Raw genomic sequence first — 16,986 nt, forward strand, 5'->3', positions numbered from 1 at the left:
ACCTCGGCGGGTCCGGTCCAGCCCTTCGGGGTGCGCAGTACGATCACCGGCCAGTGGACACGCTCGGCGACGCCGTCCTCTCGGGCCGACCGCTGCATCACAGCAATGCGGTCCAGCGCCGCGTCGAACGCCGCGGCCATGGCCCGGTGCACCTGGACGGGGTCGTCGCCGGTGACGTGGATGGGCTCGTGACCGTATCCGCGCAGCAGCGCGTCGAGTTCGGACTCCGGGATGCGGGACAGCACCGTCGGGTTGGCGATCTTGTAGCCGTTGAGGTGGAGGATCGGCAGGACGGCGCCGTCGTGCACCGGGTCGAGGAACTTGTTGGAGTGCCAGGAGGCGGCCAGCGGCCCGGTCTCCGCCTCCCCGTCACCGATCACACACGCGACCAGCAGGCCGGGGTTGTCGAGGGCGGCGCCGTAGGCGTGGGCGAGCGAGTAGCCGAGCTCGCCGCCTTCGTGGATCGAGCCGGGGGTCTCCGGGGCGACGTGGCTGGGCACGCCACCCGGGAACGAGAACTGCCGGAAGAGCCGTTCCATGCCCGGGGCGTCCCGCGACACGTCCGGGTAGGTCTCGCTGTAGCTGCCCTCCAGCCAGGAGTTGGCGACCACGGACGGCCCGCCGTGCCCCGGCCCCCACACGCACACCGCGTCCAGTCCGCGTTCCTTGATCACGCGGTTGAGGTGGGTGTGCACCAGGTTGAGGCCGGGCGAGGTACCCCAGTGCCCCAGCAGCCGCGGCTTGATGTGCTCCGGGCGCAGCGGCTCGCTCAGCAGCGGGTTGGCCAGCAGGTATATCTGTCCTGCCGCCAGGTAGTTGGCGGCGCGCCAGTGGGCGTCCAGGGTGCGCAGTTCCTCGTCGGAAAGTACGGTGGCGTCCTGGTGTTCGACCTTGGGCATGGGTGACCCTCCGGAGTCATCGACTAGGTCATCGGGTGGTGGAGGCGGCATGGCCGACGATGAGGCGGCAAAGCTGCCGCGCAAGGTGTACGAGCAGGAACTGCTGCGTCTTCAGACGGAGTTGGTGAAACTGCAGGGGTGGGTGCGGGCCGAGGGGGCCCGACTGGTCGTGATCTTCGAGGGGCGCGACGCGGCGGGCAAGGGCGGCACGATCAAGCGGGTGGCCGAGCACCTGAACCCGCGTTCGGCGCGGATCGTGGCGCTGCCCAAGCCGACCGAGCGCGAGCGCACGCAGTGGTACTTCCAGCGGTACGTGGAGCAGCTGCCGGCCGCCGGGGAGATCGTGCTCCTGGACCGGTCCTGGTACAACCGGGCCGGTGTCGAGCACGTGATGGGCTTCTGCACGAAGGAGGAGCACCAGCGCTTCCTGCGCCAGTGCCCGATCTTCGAGCGCATGCTGGTGGAGGACGGCATCCTGCTGCGCAAGTACTGGTTCTCGGTGAGCGACGCCGTGCAGCAGGAGCGCTTCCGGCGGCGGCTGGAGGACCCGCTGCGGCGCTGGAAGCTGTCGCCGATGGACCTGGAGTCGCTCACCCGCTGGGAGGCGTACTCGCGGGCCAAGGACGACATGCTGGTGCACACCGACGTCAGCGAGGCGCCCTGGTATGTCGTGGAGAGCGACGACAAGCGCCGGGCGCGCCTCAACATGATCGCCCACCTGCTGGGTTCCGTGCCATACCACGAGGTCCCGCCACCGTTCCTCGAACTGCCGGAGCGGCCGGCGTCGACCGGCTACCAGCGCCCGCCGCGTGATCTGCAGACGTACGTGCCCGATCACGCGGCGACCCTCTGAGAGGCCCTTCGCCGCCTTCACGGCGGCTCGGGGACGACGGCGACGGGGCAGGCGGAGTGGTGCAGGACGCCGCGGGCGACGCGGCCCAGCCGGAGCCCCGCGCGTCCTCGCTCGCGCCGGGCACCGACCACGAGGAGGTCCGCGTCCTGCGAGGCGGCCAGGAGCACGGGGCGCGGGGCGCCCTGCACGGCGTGCCGGTACACCTCCACGGCCTTCGGCGCGTCGTGCACCGCCGTCCTCAGCGCCTCCACGGCCTGCTGCTCGTGCGTGGGGGCCGGACCCTCCTGGGGAGCCGAAGGAGCGGGCCGTGCGTGCCCGTGCGCGCGCCAGGCCCGTACGGCTTCCAGGGGCACTCCGCGCAGTTCCGCCTCCCGGAGCGCGAACCGTGCCGCCGCCGAGTCGGCCGCCGCCTCTTTGACTCCCAGGACGACGAGGCCGGGCTCGTCGGCGCGGGCCCGGTCGTCGGCGCTGCCGCGCAGCACGATCACCGGGCAGCTCGCCCGTTCGGCCACGCTCAGGCTGACGGAGCCGAGGAGCAGTTCGGCGAGGCCGCCGCGGCCGTGCGTGCCGAGCACGACGGCGGTGGCGTTCCGGCTCTCCCGCACGAGCGCGGAGGCCGGCTCCTCGGGCAGCACATCGGTGGACGTGGGCACGCCGGCCTGGCGTCGGTGGGCGCGCTGCGCGGCGGCCTCGACGATGTTCTCGGCCATCACCTGCTCTGCCGGCTTCTGGGCCAGGCCGGCGGGCGCGGCACCCTCGAAGCGCTCCCACAGCGAGGCGTGCACGAGCCGCAGGGGCACCTTGCGGCGGGCGGCCTCGTCGGCCGCCCAGTCGACCGCCCGCAGGGTGGCCTCGGAACCGTCGACACCGACCACGATCGGGAGGTCCACCGTCCTCACCGCCCGGTGCGGACGGCGACATGGACGCCGCCCCGGCACGGGCCCGGGCGTTCCGCCGAGACCGGGGGCGTGCCGACGGTTCGTACGACCGCTGCCTTCATCGGTTCCTTCTCCTCGTGGGTCGGTCAGCCGTGGGCCACGACGGCGACGGGAGCGGCGGAGTGGTGCAGGACGGCGTGGGTGACGTCACCGATGTGGGCGCCGAAGGCGCTGCGGCGGGCCTGCCGTCCGACGACGACCCGCGAGGCCTCGCGGGAGGCCTCGACCAGGCACATCGCGGGGCTGCCGCAGCGGGATCCTCGACGACGTCCGCATCCGGGAACTTCCGCCGCCACGGACCGACGGTCTCGGCCAGGGCGGCGGACTCGTGCAGCGCCGCGGCCCGCGCGCAAGCCGACATCGGCCGACGTGCCGCAGGCCCGGTACGGCGCCGGCTTCCAGCATCGCACGACCCGCAGGGTCGTGGCGCGGCGGACGGAGGCGTCGAAGGCGGCCCGGCTCTCCGGCGTGCCGTCGAGGCCCGCCGCGACGGTGCGCGGCACGACCCTCACCTTCTGGGACGGGGGATCCGGCTCCAGCGTCACGTTCCGGGGGCCCGCGGCTGCAGGGGCCACTGGCCCCGGGCCGGGGCCGTCCGGCCCATGGGCCTCGTGGACGGGGCCGGGCAGTGTCGGCCCGAGGGGACCGCCCGGGGACCGAACGGACCGGTTCGCACGGCGTGTTGGTGCGGCGGGACGCGCGGGAGGGGTACGCGTCTCGCGGTGCGGGGCACCTCGGTGGATGCTGATGTCACAGGACGGAAGGCGGCACATGACCCACGATGCGCCCGTGAGCGTTCGGGGGTGGAGACGTCTGCTGCCCGGCCTCGGCGTCCTCCTCGGCTACCGCCGCTCCTGGCTGAGGGGGGACCTGCGGGCCGGCGTGACCGTGGCCGCGTACCTCGTGCCCCAGGTCATGGCGTACGCGGGTGTCGCCGGGCTCTCTCCGGTCGCCGGGCTGTGGGCGATCCTGCCGGCCCTCGCGCTGTACGCGCTGCTCGGCTCCTCACGTCTGCTCTCGGTGGGGCCCGAGTCCACCACCGCCCTGATGACCGCCACCGCCGTCGGCCCGCTCGCCGCCGGATCCCCCGGGCGTTACGCCACGCTGGCCGCGGCCCTCGCGGCCACGGTCGGGCTGCTGTGTCTGGTGGCGCGGGCGGTGCGGCTGGGCTTCCTCGCCGACCTGCTCTCGCGGCCCGTCCTGATCGCCTATCTCGCCGGCGTGGCCCTGATCATGATGGTGGATCAGCTGCCGAAGCTGACCGGCGCCGGCATGACCGGCACCGACTTCTTTCCCCAGCTGTGGTCCTTCCTCGGGAACCTGCCCGATGCCCGGCCCGCCACCGTCGTCCTGTCCGCGGCCGCGCTCGTCTTCCTGTTCGTGGTGGCACCCCGGTTCCCCGCGGTGCCCGGACCGCTGCTCGCCGTCGTGCTCGGCACCGCCGCCGTGGTGGCCTTCGATCTCGATCACCGGTACGGCGTCCAGGTGATCGGCGAGGTCCCGTCGGGGCTGCCCGGCCTCGCCGTGCCGGACCTGGGTGAACTGCCACAGCTGGTACTGCCCGCCCTCGGTGTGCTCCTGGTCGCGTACACCGACTTCATCCTCACCGCCCGCGCCTTCACGGACCGCGACGACGAGGGACCGGGGCTGGACGCCAACCAGGAGTTCCTCGCGCTGGGCGCGGCGAACCTGGGTGCGGGGGCCGTGCACGGCTTCCCGGTCAGCAGCAGCGCCAGCCGCACCGCACTCGCCTCCTCGGCGAGCGCCCGGAGCCAGGCGTACTCCCTGGTGGCCGGGGCCGTGGTGCTGGCCGTACTGCTCTTCCTCAGCCCGCTGCTCACCCGCACCCCGTCCGCCGTGCTGGGGACGCTCGTGGTCTACGCGGCGATCCGCATGATCGATCTGGCGGGCTTCCGCCGGCTGGCATCCTTCCGGCGGCGCGAACTCGTGCTCGCGCTCGGCTGTCTCGCGGGCGTCCTCGCCCTGAACATCCTGTACGGGGTGCTGGTCGCCGTGGGGCTGTCCGTGGCGGAGCTGCTGACCCGGGTGGCGCGTCCGCACGACGCGGTGGAGGGGCTGGTGCCGGGGATGGCGGGCATGCACGACGTCGACGACTATCCGCAGGCGCGCACCGTCCCCGGCCTCCTGGTCTACCGCTACGACTCGCCGCTCTTCTTCGCCAACGCCGAGGACTTCCGCCGCCGGGCCCTGGCCGCCGTCGACGAACAGACCGAGCCCGTCCGCTGGTTCGTCCTCAACACCGAGGCCAATGTCGAGGTCGACATCACCGCGCTCGACGCCGTCGACGCCGTACGCCGCGAACTCACCGACCGGGGGATCGTGTTCGCCCTGGCCCGCGTCAAGCAGGACCTCCTCGACGATCTGACGGCGTACGGACTCGCGGACTCCGTCGGGCCGGACCTCGTCTTCCCGACGCTGCCCACCGCCGTGGCCGCCTACCGGACATGGTGCGGCGACCGGTGAGCGGCCGGGTTCCGCGGTGCGTGTGGGGCCGGTCAGCCCTGGTGCATCCGGCCCACGCGAGCAATGATCGTGAGGGAGGGTCCACAGTCCGTCCGCCGTCGGGGAACCAGGGGTCGTCATGACCGAGCCAGGCACTTTCACACAGCAGAACCCGATCCGCGTGTTCCTGCTGGACGACCACGAGGTCGTACGCCGCGGACTCACCGATCTGCTGGACTCGGAGCCCGACATCTCGGTGGTCGGCGACGCCGACACGGTCGAGCACGCGCTCACCCGCGGGCCGGCGCTGCGCCCGGACGTCGCGGTGCTGGACGTGCGTCTCCCGGACGGCGACGGCATCACGGTCTGCCGCGAGCTGCGCAGCCGGATGCCGCACCTGGCCTGCCTGATGCTGACGTCGTTCGACGACGAGGACGCCCTGCTCGACGCGATCATGGCGGGGGCCGCGGGCTATGTCCTCAAGCAGATCAAGGGCTCCGACCTGGTCTCGGCGGTGCGCACCGTCGCCTCGGGACAGTCGATGCTGGATCCCGCGACGACGGCCCGCCTGATGCGCTCCCTGCGCGCCGATCCGGCCGAGAGCCCCGGTGTGCCGCCCGAGCTGGCGAGTCTGTCCCCACGCGAGCGGGAGATCCTCGTCCTGATCGGCGACGGGCTCACCAATCGCGAGATCGGCGAGGGGCTCTTTCTGTCGGAGAAGACGGTCAAGAACCACATCTCCCGGCTGCTGGCCAAGCTGGGGGTGCAGCGCCGGGTCCAGGCGGCGGTCCTCGCCTCGCATCTGGAGCAGCAGCCGCAGGCCGTGGACCGCCCGGCCAGGTGAGGCCGGCCCGCCACGCACCCGGCGGCGATGTCACGTGGCGTCCGCGGGGCGGTTGACGCGATACACGTCGCGCACACAGAGGTTGAGGACGGCGGCCGCGACAACGAGTGCGGCGCACGCCACGAGGATCGTCCGGTTGTCCCACACGCCGGACGCGAGGGCGGTGATGAGATAGCCGAGGGGGATGGCGAGGAGTTCCCCGACGCTGTTGAATGCGCTCATCCGGCCCTGCTCGGCCTGCGGCACATGGTGCTGGAAGGCGGTGGTCCACGCGACGATGGCGACATCGAGACCGATGCCCGCGAGCAGGGCCGCCGACAGGACGAACGGCAGCGGCAGCCCCCAGCCCAGGGCGAACAGCGGGACGGCGAGCACGGAGCTCGCCATGACCGCCACGGTGAGCAGGCGATACGGCTTCCAGCGCAGGCACACGAGCGTTCCCACGAGCAGGCCCGAGGCGAAGGCCGCCTGGACGAGTCCCCAGTCGCGGGCCCCTTCGTACCCTTCCGCCGCGACGAGCGGCCCGAGGAGCTGGAAACCGGCCAGCCAGGCGGCCACGAGGACCGTTCCGGCGGCCGTGTAGGTCCACAGCCAGGTGCGCGACCGGAAACCGCGCCACCCCGCGCGCAGATCGTCCAGGGCGCTGTGCGCGGTCGTCGGCGCGTCCAGCCGCAGGCCCCGCAGGAGCAGGGCCGCGACGGCGAAGGTGAGCGCGTCCCACGCCAGGGCCCAGGCCGGTCCTGCCGTCGCGACGACGAGACCGCCGACGACGGGTCCGAGCACCTTGACCGCGTTGCTCGGCAGTCTGAGCAGGGCGTTCGCCCGCTGGAGGTGCTCCGCGGGGATGATCTGGCCCACCGCGCCCTGGGCGGCGGGCATGGTGAAGGCCACGGCGGTTCCGGACGCGAAGCCGCACAGGGCGATGGACGTCGTGGTCGCGTGGCCGGTGGCGACGGTCGCTGCCAGTGCTCCCTGCGCGGCGGCGGCCAGCAGATTGCCGAGGAAGAGGATCCGGCTCCGGGACATCCGGTCCGCGAGGACTCCGCCGATCAGGAGGAAGACGACGGTCGGAACGGTGTTCATGGCGAGGACGATGCCGAGGGCTCCGGCGCCACCACCCTGTTCGATCACGGAGTAGGCGAGCGCGAGGGGAGCCATCGCTGACCCTGTGACGGAGATCAGGTTGGCGAGGACGAACCGCCGGAAGGCCGGGACCCTCAGTGGGGCGCTGCGGATCGTCGGTGAGTCTGCCGCGGTCTTCATGATCCCCCTCGTGCCCGGCGAGCACCTTAGTGCAGCGCCTGGCCGACGGGACAATCGCACCCCGGGAGGGACGACGGTATCCGGCCGTCCTCGGGGAACGGCGGGCACGGCGGCGGCCGTCCGCTCCCTGCGGACCGCGGGCACCACGACAGCCCTCCCCCCCTCCTTCGGACCTCGGGCACCACGACACACCTCCCGCCCATTCGGTCCGCGCGGCGGCCACCCCCGTCCCGCCCCGAACAGGCGAGTCCCCGACACGGATTCCGTCGGGGATCCGTCGTGCCACCGGACTGCGACGTGCTCGGCAGAGGGGAAGGGTGAGCCGGACTGGCCTGCTATTCGACCGTGGCCCAGTCGAGCGTGCGCTCCACCGCCTTCTTCCAGTTGGCGTATCCCTCCGCCCGCTGCTCGTCCGACCACTGGGGCTCCCAGCGCCTGGACTCCTGCCAGTGGGTGCGCAGTTCGTCGGTGTCCCGCCAGAAGCCGGTGGCGAGCCCCGCCGCGTAGGCGGCGCCGAGCGCCGTGGTCTCGGCCACGACGGGCCGGCTGACCGGTACGCCGAGGACGTCGGCCTGGATCTGCATGCACAGGTCGTTGGCCGTGACGCCGCCGTCGACCTTGAGGACGTCCAGGTGGACTCCGGAGTCCTGCTCCATGGCCTCGACGACGTCGCGGCTCTGGTAACAGATGGCCTCCAACGTGGCCCGCGCCAGATGGCCGTTGTCGTTGTAGCGGGCGAGCCCGACGATCGCGCCGCGGGCGTCGGAGCGCCAGTACGGGGCGAACAGGCCCGAGAACGCGGGCACGAAGTACATGCCGCCGTTGTCCTCGACGGTGCGGGCCAGGGTCTCGCTCTCGGCCGCGTTCTTGATGATCTTCATCTGGTCACGCAGCCACTGCACTGCGGACCCGGTGACCGCGATGGAGCCCTCCAGGGCGTAGACCGCCGGGCTGTCGCCGAACTGGTAGGCCACGGTGGTGAGCAGGCCGTGCTGTGAGCGGACCAGCTCCGTGCCGGTGTTGAGCACCAGGAAGTTGCCGGTTCCGTAGGTGTTCTTGGCCTCGCCGGGCGAGTAGCAGACCTGTCCGACGGTGGCCGCCTGCTGGTCGCCCAGCACTCCGGTGACGGGGATGGCGGCCTGCAGCGGCCGGGTGGTCCGCGTCACGCCGTAGGCCTCGCGGTGCGACGAGGGGTTGATGGTCGGCAGCATCGATCGCGGGATGTCGAAGAATCCCAGCAACTCGTCGTCCCAGTCGAGGTTTTCCAGGTCCATCAGCATCGTGCGGCTGGCGTTGGTCACGTCGGTCGCGTGGATGCCGCCGTGCGGGCCGCCGGTCAGGTTCCACAGCACCCAGCAGTCCGTGTTGCCGAAGAGGGCGTGTCCCTGCTCCGCCGCTTTCCGGACGCCGTCGACGTTCTCCAGGATCCACTGGATCTTGCCGCCCGAGAAGTACGTCGCCGGTGGCAGCCCCGCCTTACGGCGGATGACGTCGCCCTGGCCCGAGCGTTCCAGGGCCGCGGCGATGGAGTCGGTGCGGGTGTCCTGCCAGACGATGGCGTTGTAGTAGGGACGGCCGTTGCGCGGGTCCCAGACGACGGTGGTCTCGCGTTGGTTGGTGATCCCGATCGCCGCCAGGTCCTCCGGAGAGAGGTTTCCGTGCCGCAGGGCGTTCTGCATCACCGAGTTGGTGCGTTCCCAGATCTCCACCGGGTCGTGCTCGACCCATCCGGAGCGCGGAAGGATCTGGGCATGCTCCAGCTGGTGCTTCGCCACCTCGTTGCCGGCGTGGTCGAAGATCATGAATCGAGTGCTGGTGGTCCCTTGGTCCACCGCGCCCACGAAGTCCGCCATGGTGTGCCGCCTCTTGTGTGGGGTCAGTCCTCGGGGGCCGGGACGCGTCCGGGGGGCTCCGGCTCAGCCGTGGGCAGGAACCTGCCGATGAAGACCTTGTACATGCCCGCGCCGAGCAGTCCACCGACGAACGGGCCGACGATCGGCACCCAGAAATAGATGGCGCCGTACTGATCTCGCCAGGCTCCGCCGTATCCGGTGATGAAGCTGGCCAGCCGGGGGCCGAAGTCACGCGCCGGGTTGATCGCGTAACCCGCGAGGGTGCCCCAGGCCATACCGATGCCCACGACGACCAGGCCGATGATGAACGGCCCCATGTTGGCGCCGGGCGGCTGGTTGAGCAGGTCCGTGATCGCCAGGATCAGCAGCAGCAGGATGGCGGTGCCGATGACCTGGTCGCGGAAGGCGCCCCACTCGTGGACCGGCAGGTTGGTGTTTCCGTTGGCGGGCAGGGTCGAGAACACGAACTGCGTCTTGACGGTGTGCCCGGGGTCCACCTTGGCCAGTGCCTCGGTGTAGTTCCAGCGCACGATGAGGGCCGCCACGAAGGCGCCTGCCGTCTGGGCGACCACGTAGGGCGCCACCTTCTTCCAGGGAAACCCCTTGAAGGCGGCCAGGGCCAGGGTGACCGCCGGGTTGAGGTGCGCACCGCTCAGCCGGGCCGCGACGTAGACACCCATCGTGACGCCGATGCCCCAGGCCCAGGCGATGCTGTCGTGGTTTCCGAGGCCGCCCGGTGGGACGGTGAGCCCTCCACCGGCGACCACTTGGGCCACCACGCCGACGCCGAAGAGGATGAGGATCATGGTGCCGAGGAACTCGGCCGACATCTCGCCGACCAACCCCAACCTTTTAAGTCGATCAGCCATGGAAGCCCGCTTTCCCACCGGCCACATATGACCGGCCGTCGACTGCCGGAGCCCTAACGGCATCAGGATAGATTGATTCTTAATTAACCGCATAAGAGGTGACATTCCTTCTAAAACGGACTCACGCGGGTGTGTGGCCCGTCCGGGAGCCTCCACCGCACGCGGAGCGCCGGGAGTTGCACAACTCGACCCGAACCGTCACTCGGCCGGCGCACCCGTCCGTGCGTGTACGCCGACCGGGTGGCGACGGACGGCAACCCGGCCGGCCGGCGCAATGGTCCGTGGCCCACTCGCCCACGCGAGCGGCCGGTCCCCTCATACGCGGGGCGCGAGCTCCCGCGGGCCGCGCACGCCGGGCCGTACACCCGCGCCCGCGACACTCGGAACGCGCCCCGGTCCTGACTTTCCGTCGATACCTCTGTCCGGGCCTTCGCCTGTACCTGTGCCGTCAGGCAACCCCTCGGTCTCCGCTCCCGTCCTCGTGGGGCGGAGAGCGTCCCGCGATGTTTCCGGGACGCACGGGGGACCGGGGACGAGCCGGACCGGGTGTGCTCGCGCTCCGCCTCGACCAGGCTGACGGCACGGCAGCAGCAGGCCGCCGGTGCGACGTACCTGGCCGTGGCGGCACGGGTGTTCGTCGCCGGTGACGACCGGGTGCGGCCGCTGCTCGACGGATCGAACCGGCGTGCGCCCTCGGCGGGCCCCGCACGGGTGCTCACGCACGCGGTCGGCGGACGCCGCATACCGGCGTTCCTGCCGGACGCCCGGGTCACCGTGGACGGCGGACGGCTCTGCAACCAGGTGGACACCGACGTGGACACCGCCTGCCTCGGACCCGGCGAGCGGGGCGGCTCCCCGCACTTCGTGATGTGGGAGACCTCGAAGGAACCCGGCCGGCACGCCGTGGCACTGCGCTGGACGGCGCCCGGCACCACGACACGCGTCCGTGCGGCGCGCGCCGTGGACGTGGCCGGGTCCGACGCGCTGGCACTGCGGGTGATCGTGCCGCCCGACAGCAGGGACGCCCGGCTCGATGTGGCGGTGGCCGACGCCTCGGGCCGCCGGGCCCTCTTGGGGAGGCTGGAGCTCGACGGGCTGCCGGGGACGGATCGCACCGCCTCCTTCTGGGGGCAGGAGGTCCGTGTGCCGCTGGCCGCCGCCACCCGCGCCGGGCTCGATCTGCGCAGGGTGACGGTTTTGGAGCTGGTGCCGCGCAGCCGGTCGGGACAGGCGCGGCTGATGGACGCGTGGGGCTGGCGTGCCGGGCTGCCCGCCGTCAGGGCGGCCGAGATGCCCCGTGTCGACGTGGGCCGCCTGTCGGTCGCCGAGGGCGACTCGGGCACACGGACCTACCACGTGCCGGTGTCCGTGTCCGGGCACCGCAGGGGAACCGTCCGGTTGTTCGTCGCCGATCCGGGGACCGGCGAGGCGACGGCGCGCGAGGTGACCGTGCGGCCCGGCGCTCACGGCATCGACGTACGGGTCCGGGTACGGGGCAACACCCGTTTCGGCTACGACGTCGCGCACGACGTGTTCGTGAAGGCGGTCCGGGGTGCGGTGGTCGGCGCGCATCTCGGCGGCGTCGTCGCGGTGAACGACGACCCGGCGCCCGCAGTCCGGGTGACACCGGTCGCCGACCAGGTCACCGAGGGCCGGAGCCTGACGTGGAAGGTTTCCCTGTCCGAGGTGGCCGACGCGGACATCCAGGCCTACTTCGGAGTCCTTCCCGTCACGGGCGGCACCGAACTGTCCACCACGGACGTCGACCCGCGGTGGCTGCGGGACCACTCCGGCGCGCAGCCTCAGCCGCCACGGCCCCTGTCGTCGGTGGAGCAGCTGTACCTCCTCGTCGACGTGCCCGCAGGGCGCACCGCCGCCGAGCTGACCCTTCCCACCGTCGTGGACCGGGTGGCCGAGCCGGAGGAGACGGTACGCCTGCGGCCGACCGTCCACGACGACACCGGCGAGCCGCACGAGGGGCCGCCGTTCACGGGGAAGGTGCACGACGCGTCGTAGGACCGACATCGCCGCTCGCGCGGCCGGCCGGGCCGGATGCCCAGGCCGGCCGCGCGAGGACGCCTCGGTGTGCGGGCCCCGCGCCGGTCAGCTCGGCGTGCGGCGCAGGACCAGGCAGACGAACCCGAAGCAGTCCCGGTAGACACGCAGCCACTCGGACCGCCGCTCGGTGGCCGTGGCCAGCGCCTGGGCGCTGTCCGGGTCGGCGGGGTGGTCGAGGGCCCAGGAGGCGAGCGAACCCCAGCAGGCCCACTCGTAGTCGTCCAGCTCCCGGCGGGTGCTGACGTGCCCGTGGACCGGGGTCCAGCCGTCGGCGACGACACGCTCGACCGTGGTGGCCAGGTCGTCGTACTCCCCCAGCATCTCGACCGCCTCCGGGGACGGCTCCCGGTCCCAGACGGCATCCCCGATCAGCACGCGCCCGCCCGGCGCGAGGTGTTCGCGCGCCGCGGCCAGGGTGGGCAGCAGGCCGCCGAACGCATGGGTGGCACCGACACTGAGCACGAGGTCGAACGGGTGGGGCGAGGAGAAGTCCGAGGCCGGCAGGTGATGGAGTGCCAGACGCTCCCCGACGTCCCGTGCGGTCGCACCCCGGCGCGCCTGGGCCAGGGCCTCCTCGGACGTGTCGACGCCCTCGGCGCGCAGCCGCGGGTTGCCGGCCAGGGCTCGCAGCAGCCATTCGCCTCCGCCGCAGCCGAGGTCCAGCACGCGCTCGTCGCCGCGCGGCAGGGCTTGTTCCAGTAGTCGGCGCACGGATTCGTCGTCGAGCGGCGCCTTGATCGGGTGGTCGGCGTGGGCGATGCCGGACAGTTGTTCGCGATTCACCGGCGCAGCCTGTCAGCGGTCGGCGCCACGCGCACCCCTATTTCCCGCACGTGCCGTTCGCGGGATCGCCGTGCGCGGGGCCTTCGGACGGTGCCGGGGCGGCGACCGCCCGCCCCCCTCCCGCGTCCGGGAAGATCGTTGTTACCGTTCACCGATGTCCGACTCTTCACGCGACACCGCCCGGGGCGCCGGCTGGGGCACTCCGGAACCCGGCGACTACCGGCGCCTGATGCCCTCCCGCGTCGAGAAACTCTCGTGGCTCGACCCGAGGACGCTGTGGCCCGCGCGCAACGGCGTGCTCGCCTCGTGGTTCGGAGACCCCACGGGCCGTACCCGCGCCCGCTGGGTGGAACAGCGCAGGAGCGCCGGCGCGCCCGCCGACGCGGTGGTGCGGCGCGACGATCCCGACCACTTCTCCTTCATGGTGATCGGGGACACCGGCGAGGGCGACGCGCCTCAATACGCCGTCGTCCCCGGCTTCCTGAAAGCCAGTCGGGGATCGAGTTTCGCGGTCCTCGCCAGTGACGTGATCTATCCGGTCGGCAGCACCGACGACTACGGCACGAAGTTCCACGGTCCGTACCGGGACTACCCGGCCCCCATATACGCCATACCCGGCAATCACGACTGGTACGAGGACCTGCACGGCTTCATGCGGGTCTTCTGCGACGCGCCACCCCTCGCGCCGGAAAACGGGCAGCGACGGACCCTGCGGGCCCGGCTGCGTTCGCTGCTGTGGCACACGCCGCGCAAGGCGGACGAGCAACGGCTCGCCGAGGCACGCAGGTTGCGCTCGGCACCGGCCCAACAGGCCGTCCAGCCGGGGCCGTACTGGGCCGTCGACGCCGGTCCGGTGCGGATCATCGGTATAGACACCGGTCTCCTCGGGACGATCGACGCCGAGCAGGGACGCTGGCTGCGCGAGGTCTCCGCGGGCGACACCCCCAAGATCCTGATCACCGGTTCGCCCCTGTACGTGGACGCGGAACACCATCCGTGCGAGATCGAGGGCGGCGGCACCGTCGACGACATCGTGCGCGACCCCGCGCACCACTACGTCGCCGCGATAGGGGGCGACATCCACAACTACCAGCGTTATCCCGTCAAGGTCGGCGACCGCACCCTGCAGTACGTGGTCGCCGGTGGCGGCGGGGCGTTCATGCACGCCACGCACACCATCCCCCGCGTCTCCGTCGCCCGGGTCACCGAAGCGGACTTCCGCTGCTACCCGCTGCGCGGCGACTCACTGGCCTTCTACAGCAGGCTCTACGGGCGCCGGCTGCGGATGCGTCGCTTCTTCACCCTCACCGAGGAGCAGGCCATGGCCGTCATGGCGGAGCGGCTCGGCATCCCGCCGACCCGATCCGCGAGTGCGCCCGTCCGCGTCACCCGGCGCACCCGGCTGGTGGCTTCCCTGCTGGGGGCGGGCGGACGGCCCGACCGCACCTCGCGCTTCCGCCTCCCGGTGCGCAAGGCGTACACCCAGCTCTTCTCCCCGGGTTCGGCGACCTACAGCCCGCCCTTCTTCAAGTCGTTCCTGCGTCTGGACGTCACCCCGTCCTCGGTCCGTCTGCGCTGCTTCGCCGCCACCGGCAACCGGGAGCAGGAGATCGACCCGCCGGTCGAGGACGAGGTGGTCATCCCGCTGCCCTGACCCGGTGCCGCCGGGCCAGGGCACCCCCGGGCTCCGGGGATGCCGTTCGGATCCGGACCGATCCGAACGACGCCCCCCTAGTGCCTGGTCGCGGCCGTCGCCCCGGGGAGGACGCCCGCGCTCCCGGCGTGCAGTTCGGAGCGGACGAGTTCGAGGAGTCGCCCGGTCCAGTTGCGGCCCCGGCCGCCCTTGTCACCCCAGAACGCGGAGTCGCTGTCGTCGTAGATCAGGGTGGCGTCGCCCGTGGCCAGCAGGGCCCCGGCCAGGGCCGGGTGCTGCGCGTACTTGGCGCGCAGCAGAGCGGTCAGGACGGCCGTGCGGGCGTGCTCCCAGCCGTCGCGCAGCGGGGCGCCGACGGCCAGCTTCCGGGCCTCGAACACGCTGCTCTCCGCGGTGATCGCCGAGCCGACGGCCGGGTCGGCGATCGACAGGGCCCAGTACGCGTGTGCGACGGACGGGTAGGTGACGCCGTCGACCGCGACGGGGGCCGGATAATCGTTGCGCAGCCCCTTGGTGCCGGGGTCGTCCGACGGCCTGAGCGGATAGCTCTGGTAGAGGTGGATCGCGGGCGCCACGGGCTCCGCGGGACCGTCGGCGAGGACCCGTGAGGGCCGTTCCGCGATCCACTGGGCGCGCTCCTCGAAGTAGGCGATCGCCTCGTCGTGGACCTCCTGCGTGACCTCCGCCTCGGGGTTTCTCTCCGTGCGTCCGCCGACTCCGGCCACCAGGACCTGGAGCGGCCAGTCCTTGCGGTCCATGTCGCCGAGCGCGTAGTGGCGCTGCGTCGCGGGGATGGCGAGGTAGGCGGCGCGGGCGGCGGCCCGCTTCTCCTCGGTGCGGTCGGCGAGGAAGGCGTCGACCGCGGCCAGGCACCGGTCCGTGGAGTCCGGACGCCCGTTGAGTTCGTCGATGGTGTCGCGCACCTCGGCGAGCAGCAGCTCAGGCGTGTGCCAGCTGCGCGGCTCGCCGAACTTCCAGGCGGCCAGCTCGAAGCCGGACGCCCGGGCGCCGTCCGGGAGTTCGGTGGCGACCCAGCCGCTGCGCAGTTTCTCCTCGAACTCCTCCAGGGTGACCAGGCCCCAGCAGTCGATGAGTCCGTCCGCGTAGATGAACAGGTCGGTGAGGTGGTAGTCGCCGTTGCGGATGAAGGCGTGCCGCCAGGTTCCGGGTATGCGTATGCCGTCCGCCATGCGGTAGGTGGTCCGTCTGCCGATCATCCGGTCATTGTGGCGGACTCGCCTGGGAGGTGCGGCGTCGGCCGCGGAAGGTGCGGCGCAGGTCGTCGACCCAGGCGTCGGGGACCTCCCAGGGGATGAAGTGGCCGCCTTCGTCGTGTGCCGTGAGGTTGACGTGGTGGTACCAGGCGGCACGGTCCGTGGACAGCCAGTGCTCCACGCGCTGCCCGGTGGAGACGCCGGGCGGGTTCTCGTAGCCGACGAACGTGATGCCCGTGGGTGCCTCGACGGCCGGGTGACGGTCGTGGGAGGGCGTCCAGGGATGACGGTTGGCGTTGGCGTAGTAGCGCATCGAGGTGCCGATGGAGTTGCCGGCCCAGAAGATCGTGGCGTGGGTGAGGAGGTCGTCCTTGGAGAAGACGTTCTCCACGTCGCCGTGGTTGTCGCTCCATTTTGTCCAGCGTTCCAGGATCCAGGCGAGCAGTCCGACCGGGGAGTCGGACAGACCATGGGCGAGGGTGCTGGGCGCCAGCACGTGGGCGGCGAGATGGGCAGCGAACCGCCTTTCGTAGGCGACCAGTTGGCGGTGGACGTGCTCGGGCAGATTCTCGGGGAGGGGCTGCCCGCCGCTGAGGTCCCAGGCCCGGTCGCCGTTGAAGAACGTGAGCTTCAGGCCGGAGCCGATGTGGATGCCGTGCAGTTCGGCGGCGTACTTGTGACCGAGCTGGCCGGTGACGAGGGCGCCGACGTCGCATCCTCCGGCGGCGTACTTCTCGTACCCCAGTGTGCCGGTCATCAGGGTGTGCCAGAGGTCGGCGACCTTCCAGAAGTTCATGTCCGGACGGCCCGTCAGCGGGGTGGAGAAGCCGAAGCCGGGCAGGGAGGGGACGATGACGTCGAACGCGTCGGCGGGGTCGCCCCCGAAGGCAGCCGGGTCGGCGAGCGGGCCGATGACCTTCGACCAGTGCCAGAACGTCCAGGGCCACCCGTGGGTGAGGATCAGCGGCACCGGGTCGGGGCCGACGCCGGGCTTGCGCATGAAGTGCACGGGCACGCCCTGGATCTCGGTCCTGTAATGCTCGTAGGCGTTCATCGCCGCCTCGGCCTCGCGCCAGTCGTAGTGGTGGAGCCAGTGGTCGGCGAGTTCCCGAAGGCGTTGGCGGCCCACGCCGTAGTACTCGTCCTCGTTGCCCGCGTCGTCGGACCATCTGGTGAGCCGCAGGCGTGCCTTGAGGTCGTCGAGGACCGCGTCGGGGACATGGAGGGGCACGGGTTCCAGCGGGAAGCGCGCGGCTGCCATGGGTGTCCTTCCGGGTCGGTCCGGGCGGAACGGG

13 protein-coding genes and 1 pseudogene are annotated in these 16,986 nt (G+C 72.0%); 5 read left to right on the forward strand and 9 right to left on the reverse strand.

The window, feature by feature from the left end:
- Positions 1-899, reverse strand: a pseudogene (locus tag H305_RS0132430) (phosphoketolase); the annotation flags it as partial.
- Between the two features lie 49 nt (positions 900-948).
- Between H305_RS0132430 and ppk2 the strand changes: the two are divergent.
- Positions 949-1,752, forward strand: coding sequence for a polyphosphate kinase 2 (ppk2, locus tag H305_RS0132435; RefSeq protein ID WP_028804115.1), 804 nt, complete (start codon positions 949-951; stop codon positions 1,750-1,752).
- Positions 1,753-1,769: 17 nt separating this feature from the next.
- Here ppk2 and H305_RS0132440 read toward each other — a convergent pair whose 3' ends face one another.
- Complete coding sequence (locus H305_RS0132440) at positions 1,770-2,642, reverse strand: universal stress protein (protein WP_028804116.1); 873 nt, start codon at positions 2,640-2,642, stop codon at positions 1,770-1,772.
- A 134-nt stretch (positions 2,643-2,776) separates the two neighbouring features.
- Complete coding sequence (locus tag H305_RS53610) at positions 2,777-3,193, reverse strand: universal stress protein (RefSeq protein ID WP_158690609.1); 417 nt, start codon at positions 3,191-3,193, stop codon at positions 2,777-2,779.
- Positions 3,194-3,461: 268 nt separating this feature from the next.
- On the opposite strand from H305_RS53610, the gene H305_RS0132450 reads away from it, so the two are divergent.
- Together H305_RS0132450 and H305_RS0132455 are read left to right on the forward strand one after the other, a co-directional pair.
- A complete protein-coding gene (locus H305_RS0132450; protein ID WP_028804117.1) occupies positions 3,462-5,174 on the forward strand; it encodes a SulP family inorganic anion transporter in 1,713 nt (570 codons plus the stop codon).
- Between the two features lie 118 nt (positions 5,175-5,292).
- Positions 5,293-5,997, forward strand: a complete 705-nt coding sequence (locus H305_RS0132455) for a response regulator (protein WP_028804118.1) — start codon at positions 5,293-5,295, stop codon at positions 5,995-5,997.
- A 30-nt stretch (positions 5,998-6,027) separates the two neighbouring features.
- Here the strand turns inward: H305_RS0132455 and H305_RS0132460 are convergent, their stop codons facing one another.
- From H305_RS0132460 to H305_RS0132470, 3 genes are all read right to left on the reverse strand, one after another.
- Complete coding sequence (locus H305_RS0132460; RefSeq protein WP_051371190.1) at positions 6,028-7,260, reverse strand: MFS transporter; 1,233 nt, start codon at positions 7,258-7,260, stop codon at positions 6,028-6,030.
- A 335-nt stretch (positions 7,261-7,595) separates the two neighbouring features.
- Positions 7,596-9,113 (reverse strand): glycerol kinase GlpK, encoded by a 1,518-nt coding sequence (gene glpK / locus H305_RS0132465; protein ID WP_028804120.1) that lies wholly within the window; start codon positions 9,111-9,113, stop codon positions 7,596-7,598.
- 23 nt (positions 9,114-9,136) lie between these two features.
- Positions 9,137-9,982 (reverse strand): MIP/aquaporin family protein, encoded by an 846-nt coding sequence (locus H305_RS0132470; protein ID WP_028804121.1) that lies wholly within the window; start codon positions 9,980-9,982, stop codon positions 9,137-9,139.
- Positions 9,983-10,528: 546 nt separating this feature from the next.
- Here H305_RS0132470 and H305_RS47685 point away from each other — a divergent pair.
- Complete coding sequence (locus tag H305_RS47685) at positions 10,529-11,998, forward strand: hypothetical protein (RefSeq protein ID WP_051371192.1); 1,470 nt, start codon at positions 10,529-10,531, stop codon at positions 11,996-11,998.
- 87 nt (positions 11,999-12,085) lie between these two features.
- On the opposite strand, the gene H305_RS0132480 is transcribed toward H305_RS47685, so the two are convergent.
- Positions 12,086-12,823, reverse strand: coding sequence for an SAM-dependent methyltransferase (locus H305_RS0132480; protein WP_028804122.1), 738 nt, complete (start codon positions 12,821-12,823; stop codon positions 12,086-12,088).
- A 154-nt stretch (positions 12,824-12,977) separates the two neighbouring features.
- On the opposite strand from H305_RS0132480, the gene H305_RS0132485 reads away from it, so the two are divergent.
- A complete protein-coding gene (locus H305_RS0132485) occupies positions 12,978-14,477 on the forward strand; it encodes a metallophosphoesterase family protein (protein ID WP_028804123.1) in 1,500 nt (499 codons plus the stop codon).
- A 77-nt stretch (positions 14,478-14,554) separates the two neighbouring features.
- On the opposite strand, the gene H305_RS0132490 is transcribed toward H305_RS0132485, so the two are convergent.
- Both H305_RS0132490 and H305_RS0132495 read right to left on the reverse strand, forming a co-directional pair.
- Positions 14,555-15,694: an NADAR family protein gene (locus H305_RS0132490; RefSeq protein ID WP_028804124.1), complete on the reverse strand. Its 1,140-nt coding sequence runs from the start codon at positions 15,692-15,694 to the stop codon at positions 14,555-14,557.
- Positions 15,695-15,698: 4 nt separating this feature from the next.
- Complete coding sequence (locus H305_RS0132495; protein WP_028804125.1) at positions 15,699-16,952, reverse strand: epoxide hydrolase family protein; 1,254 nt, start codon at positions 16,950-16,952, stop codon at positions 15,699-15,701.
- Between the last annotated feature and the right edge of the window lie 34 nt (positions 16,953-16,986).

Origin of the sequence: Streptomyces sp. 142MFCol3.1 (assembly GCF_000424945.1) — a bacterium.
Lineage (GTDB): Bacteria > Actinomycetota > Actinomycetes > Streptomycetales > Streptomycetaceae > Streptomyces > Streptomyces siamensis.

Bases quoted from the DNA above. Each gene is read 5' to 3' on its own strand.
- ppk2 (WP_028804115.1), top strand. From the start codon at position 949: ATGGCCGACGATGAGGCGGCAAAGCTGCCGCGCAAGGTGTACGAGCAG.
- H305_RS0132450 (WP_028804117.1), top strand. From the start codon at position 3,462: ATGACCCACGATGCGCCCGTGAGCGTTCGGGGGTGGAGACGTCTGCTG.
- H305_RS0132455 (WP_028804118.1), top strand. From the start codon at position 5,293: ATGACCGAGCCAGGCACTTTCACACAGCAGAACCCGATCCGCGTGTTC.
- H305_RS0132460 (WP_051371190.1), bottom strand. From the start codon at position 7,260: ATGAAGACCGCGGCAGACTCACCGACGATCCGCAGCGCCCCACTGAGG.
- glpK (WP_028804120.1), bottom strand. From the start codon at position 9,113: ATGGCGGACTTCGTGGGCGCGGTGGACCAAGGGACCACCAGCACTCGA.
- H305_RS0132470 (WP_028804121.1), bottom strand. From the start codon at position 9,982: ATGGCTGATCGACTTAAAAGGTTGGGGTTGGTCGGCGAGATGTCGGCC.
- H305_RS0132485 (WP_028804123.1), top strand. From the start codon at position 12,978: ATGTCCGACTCTTCACGCGACACCGCCCGGGGCGCCGGCTGGGGCACT.
- H305_RS0132490 (WP_028804124.1), bottom strand. From the start codon at position 15,694: ATGATCGGCAGACGGACCACCTACCGCATGGCGGACGGCATACGCATA.
- H305_RS0132495 (WP_028804125.1), bottom strand. From the start codon at position 16,952: ATGGCAGCCGCGCGCTTCCCGCTGGAACCCGTGCCCCTCCATGTCCCC.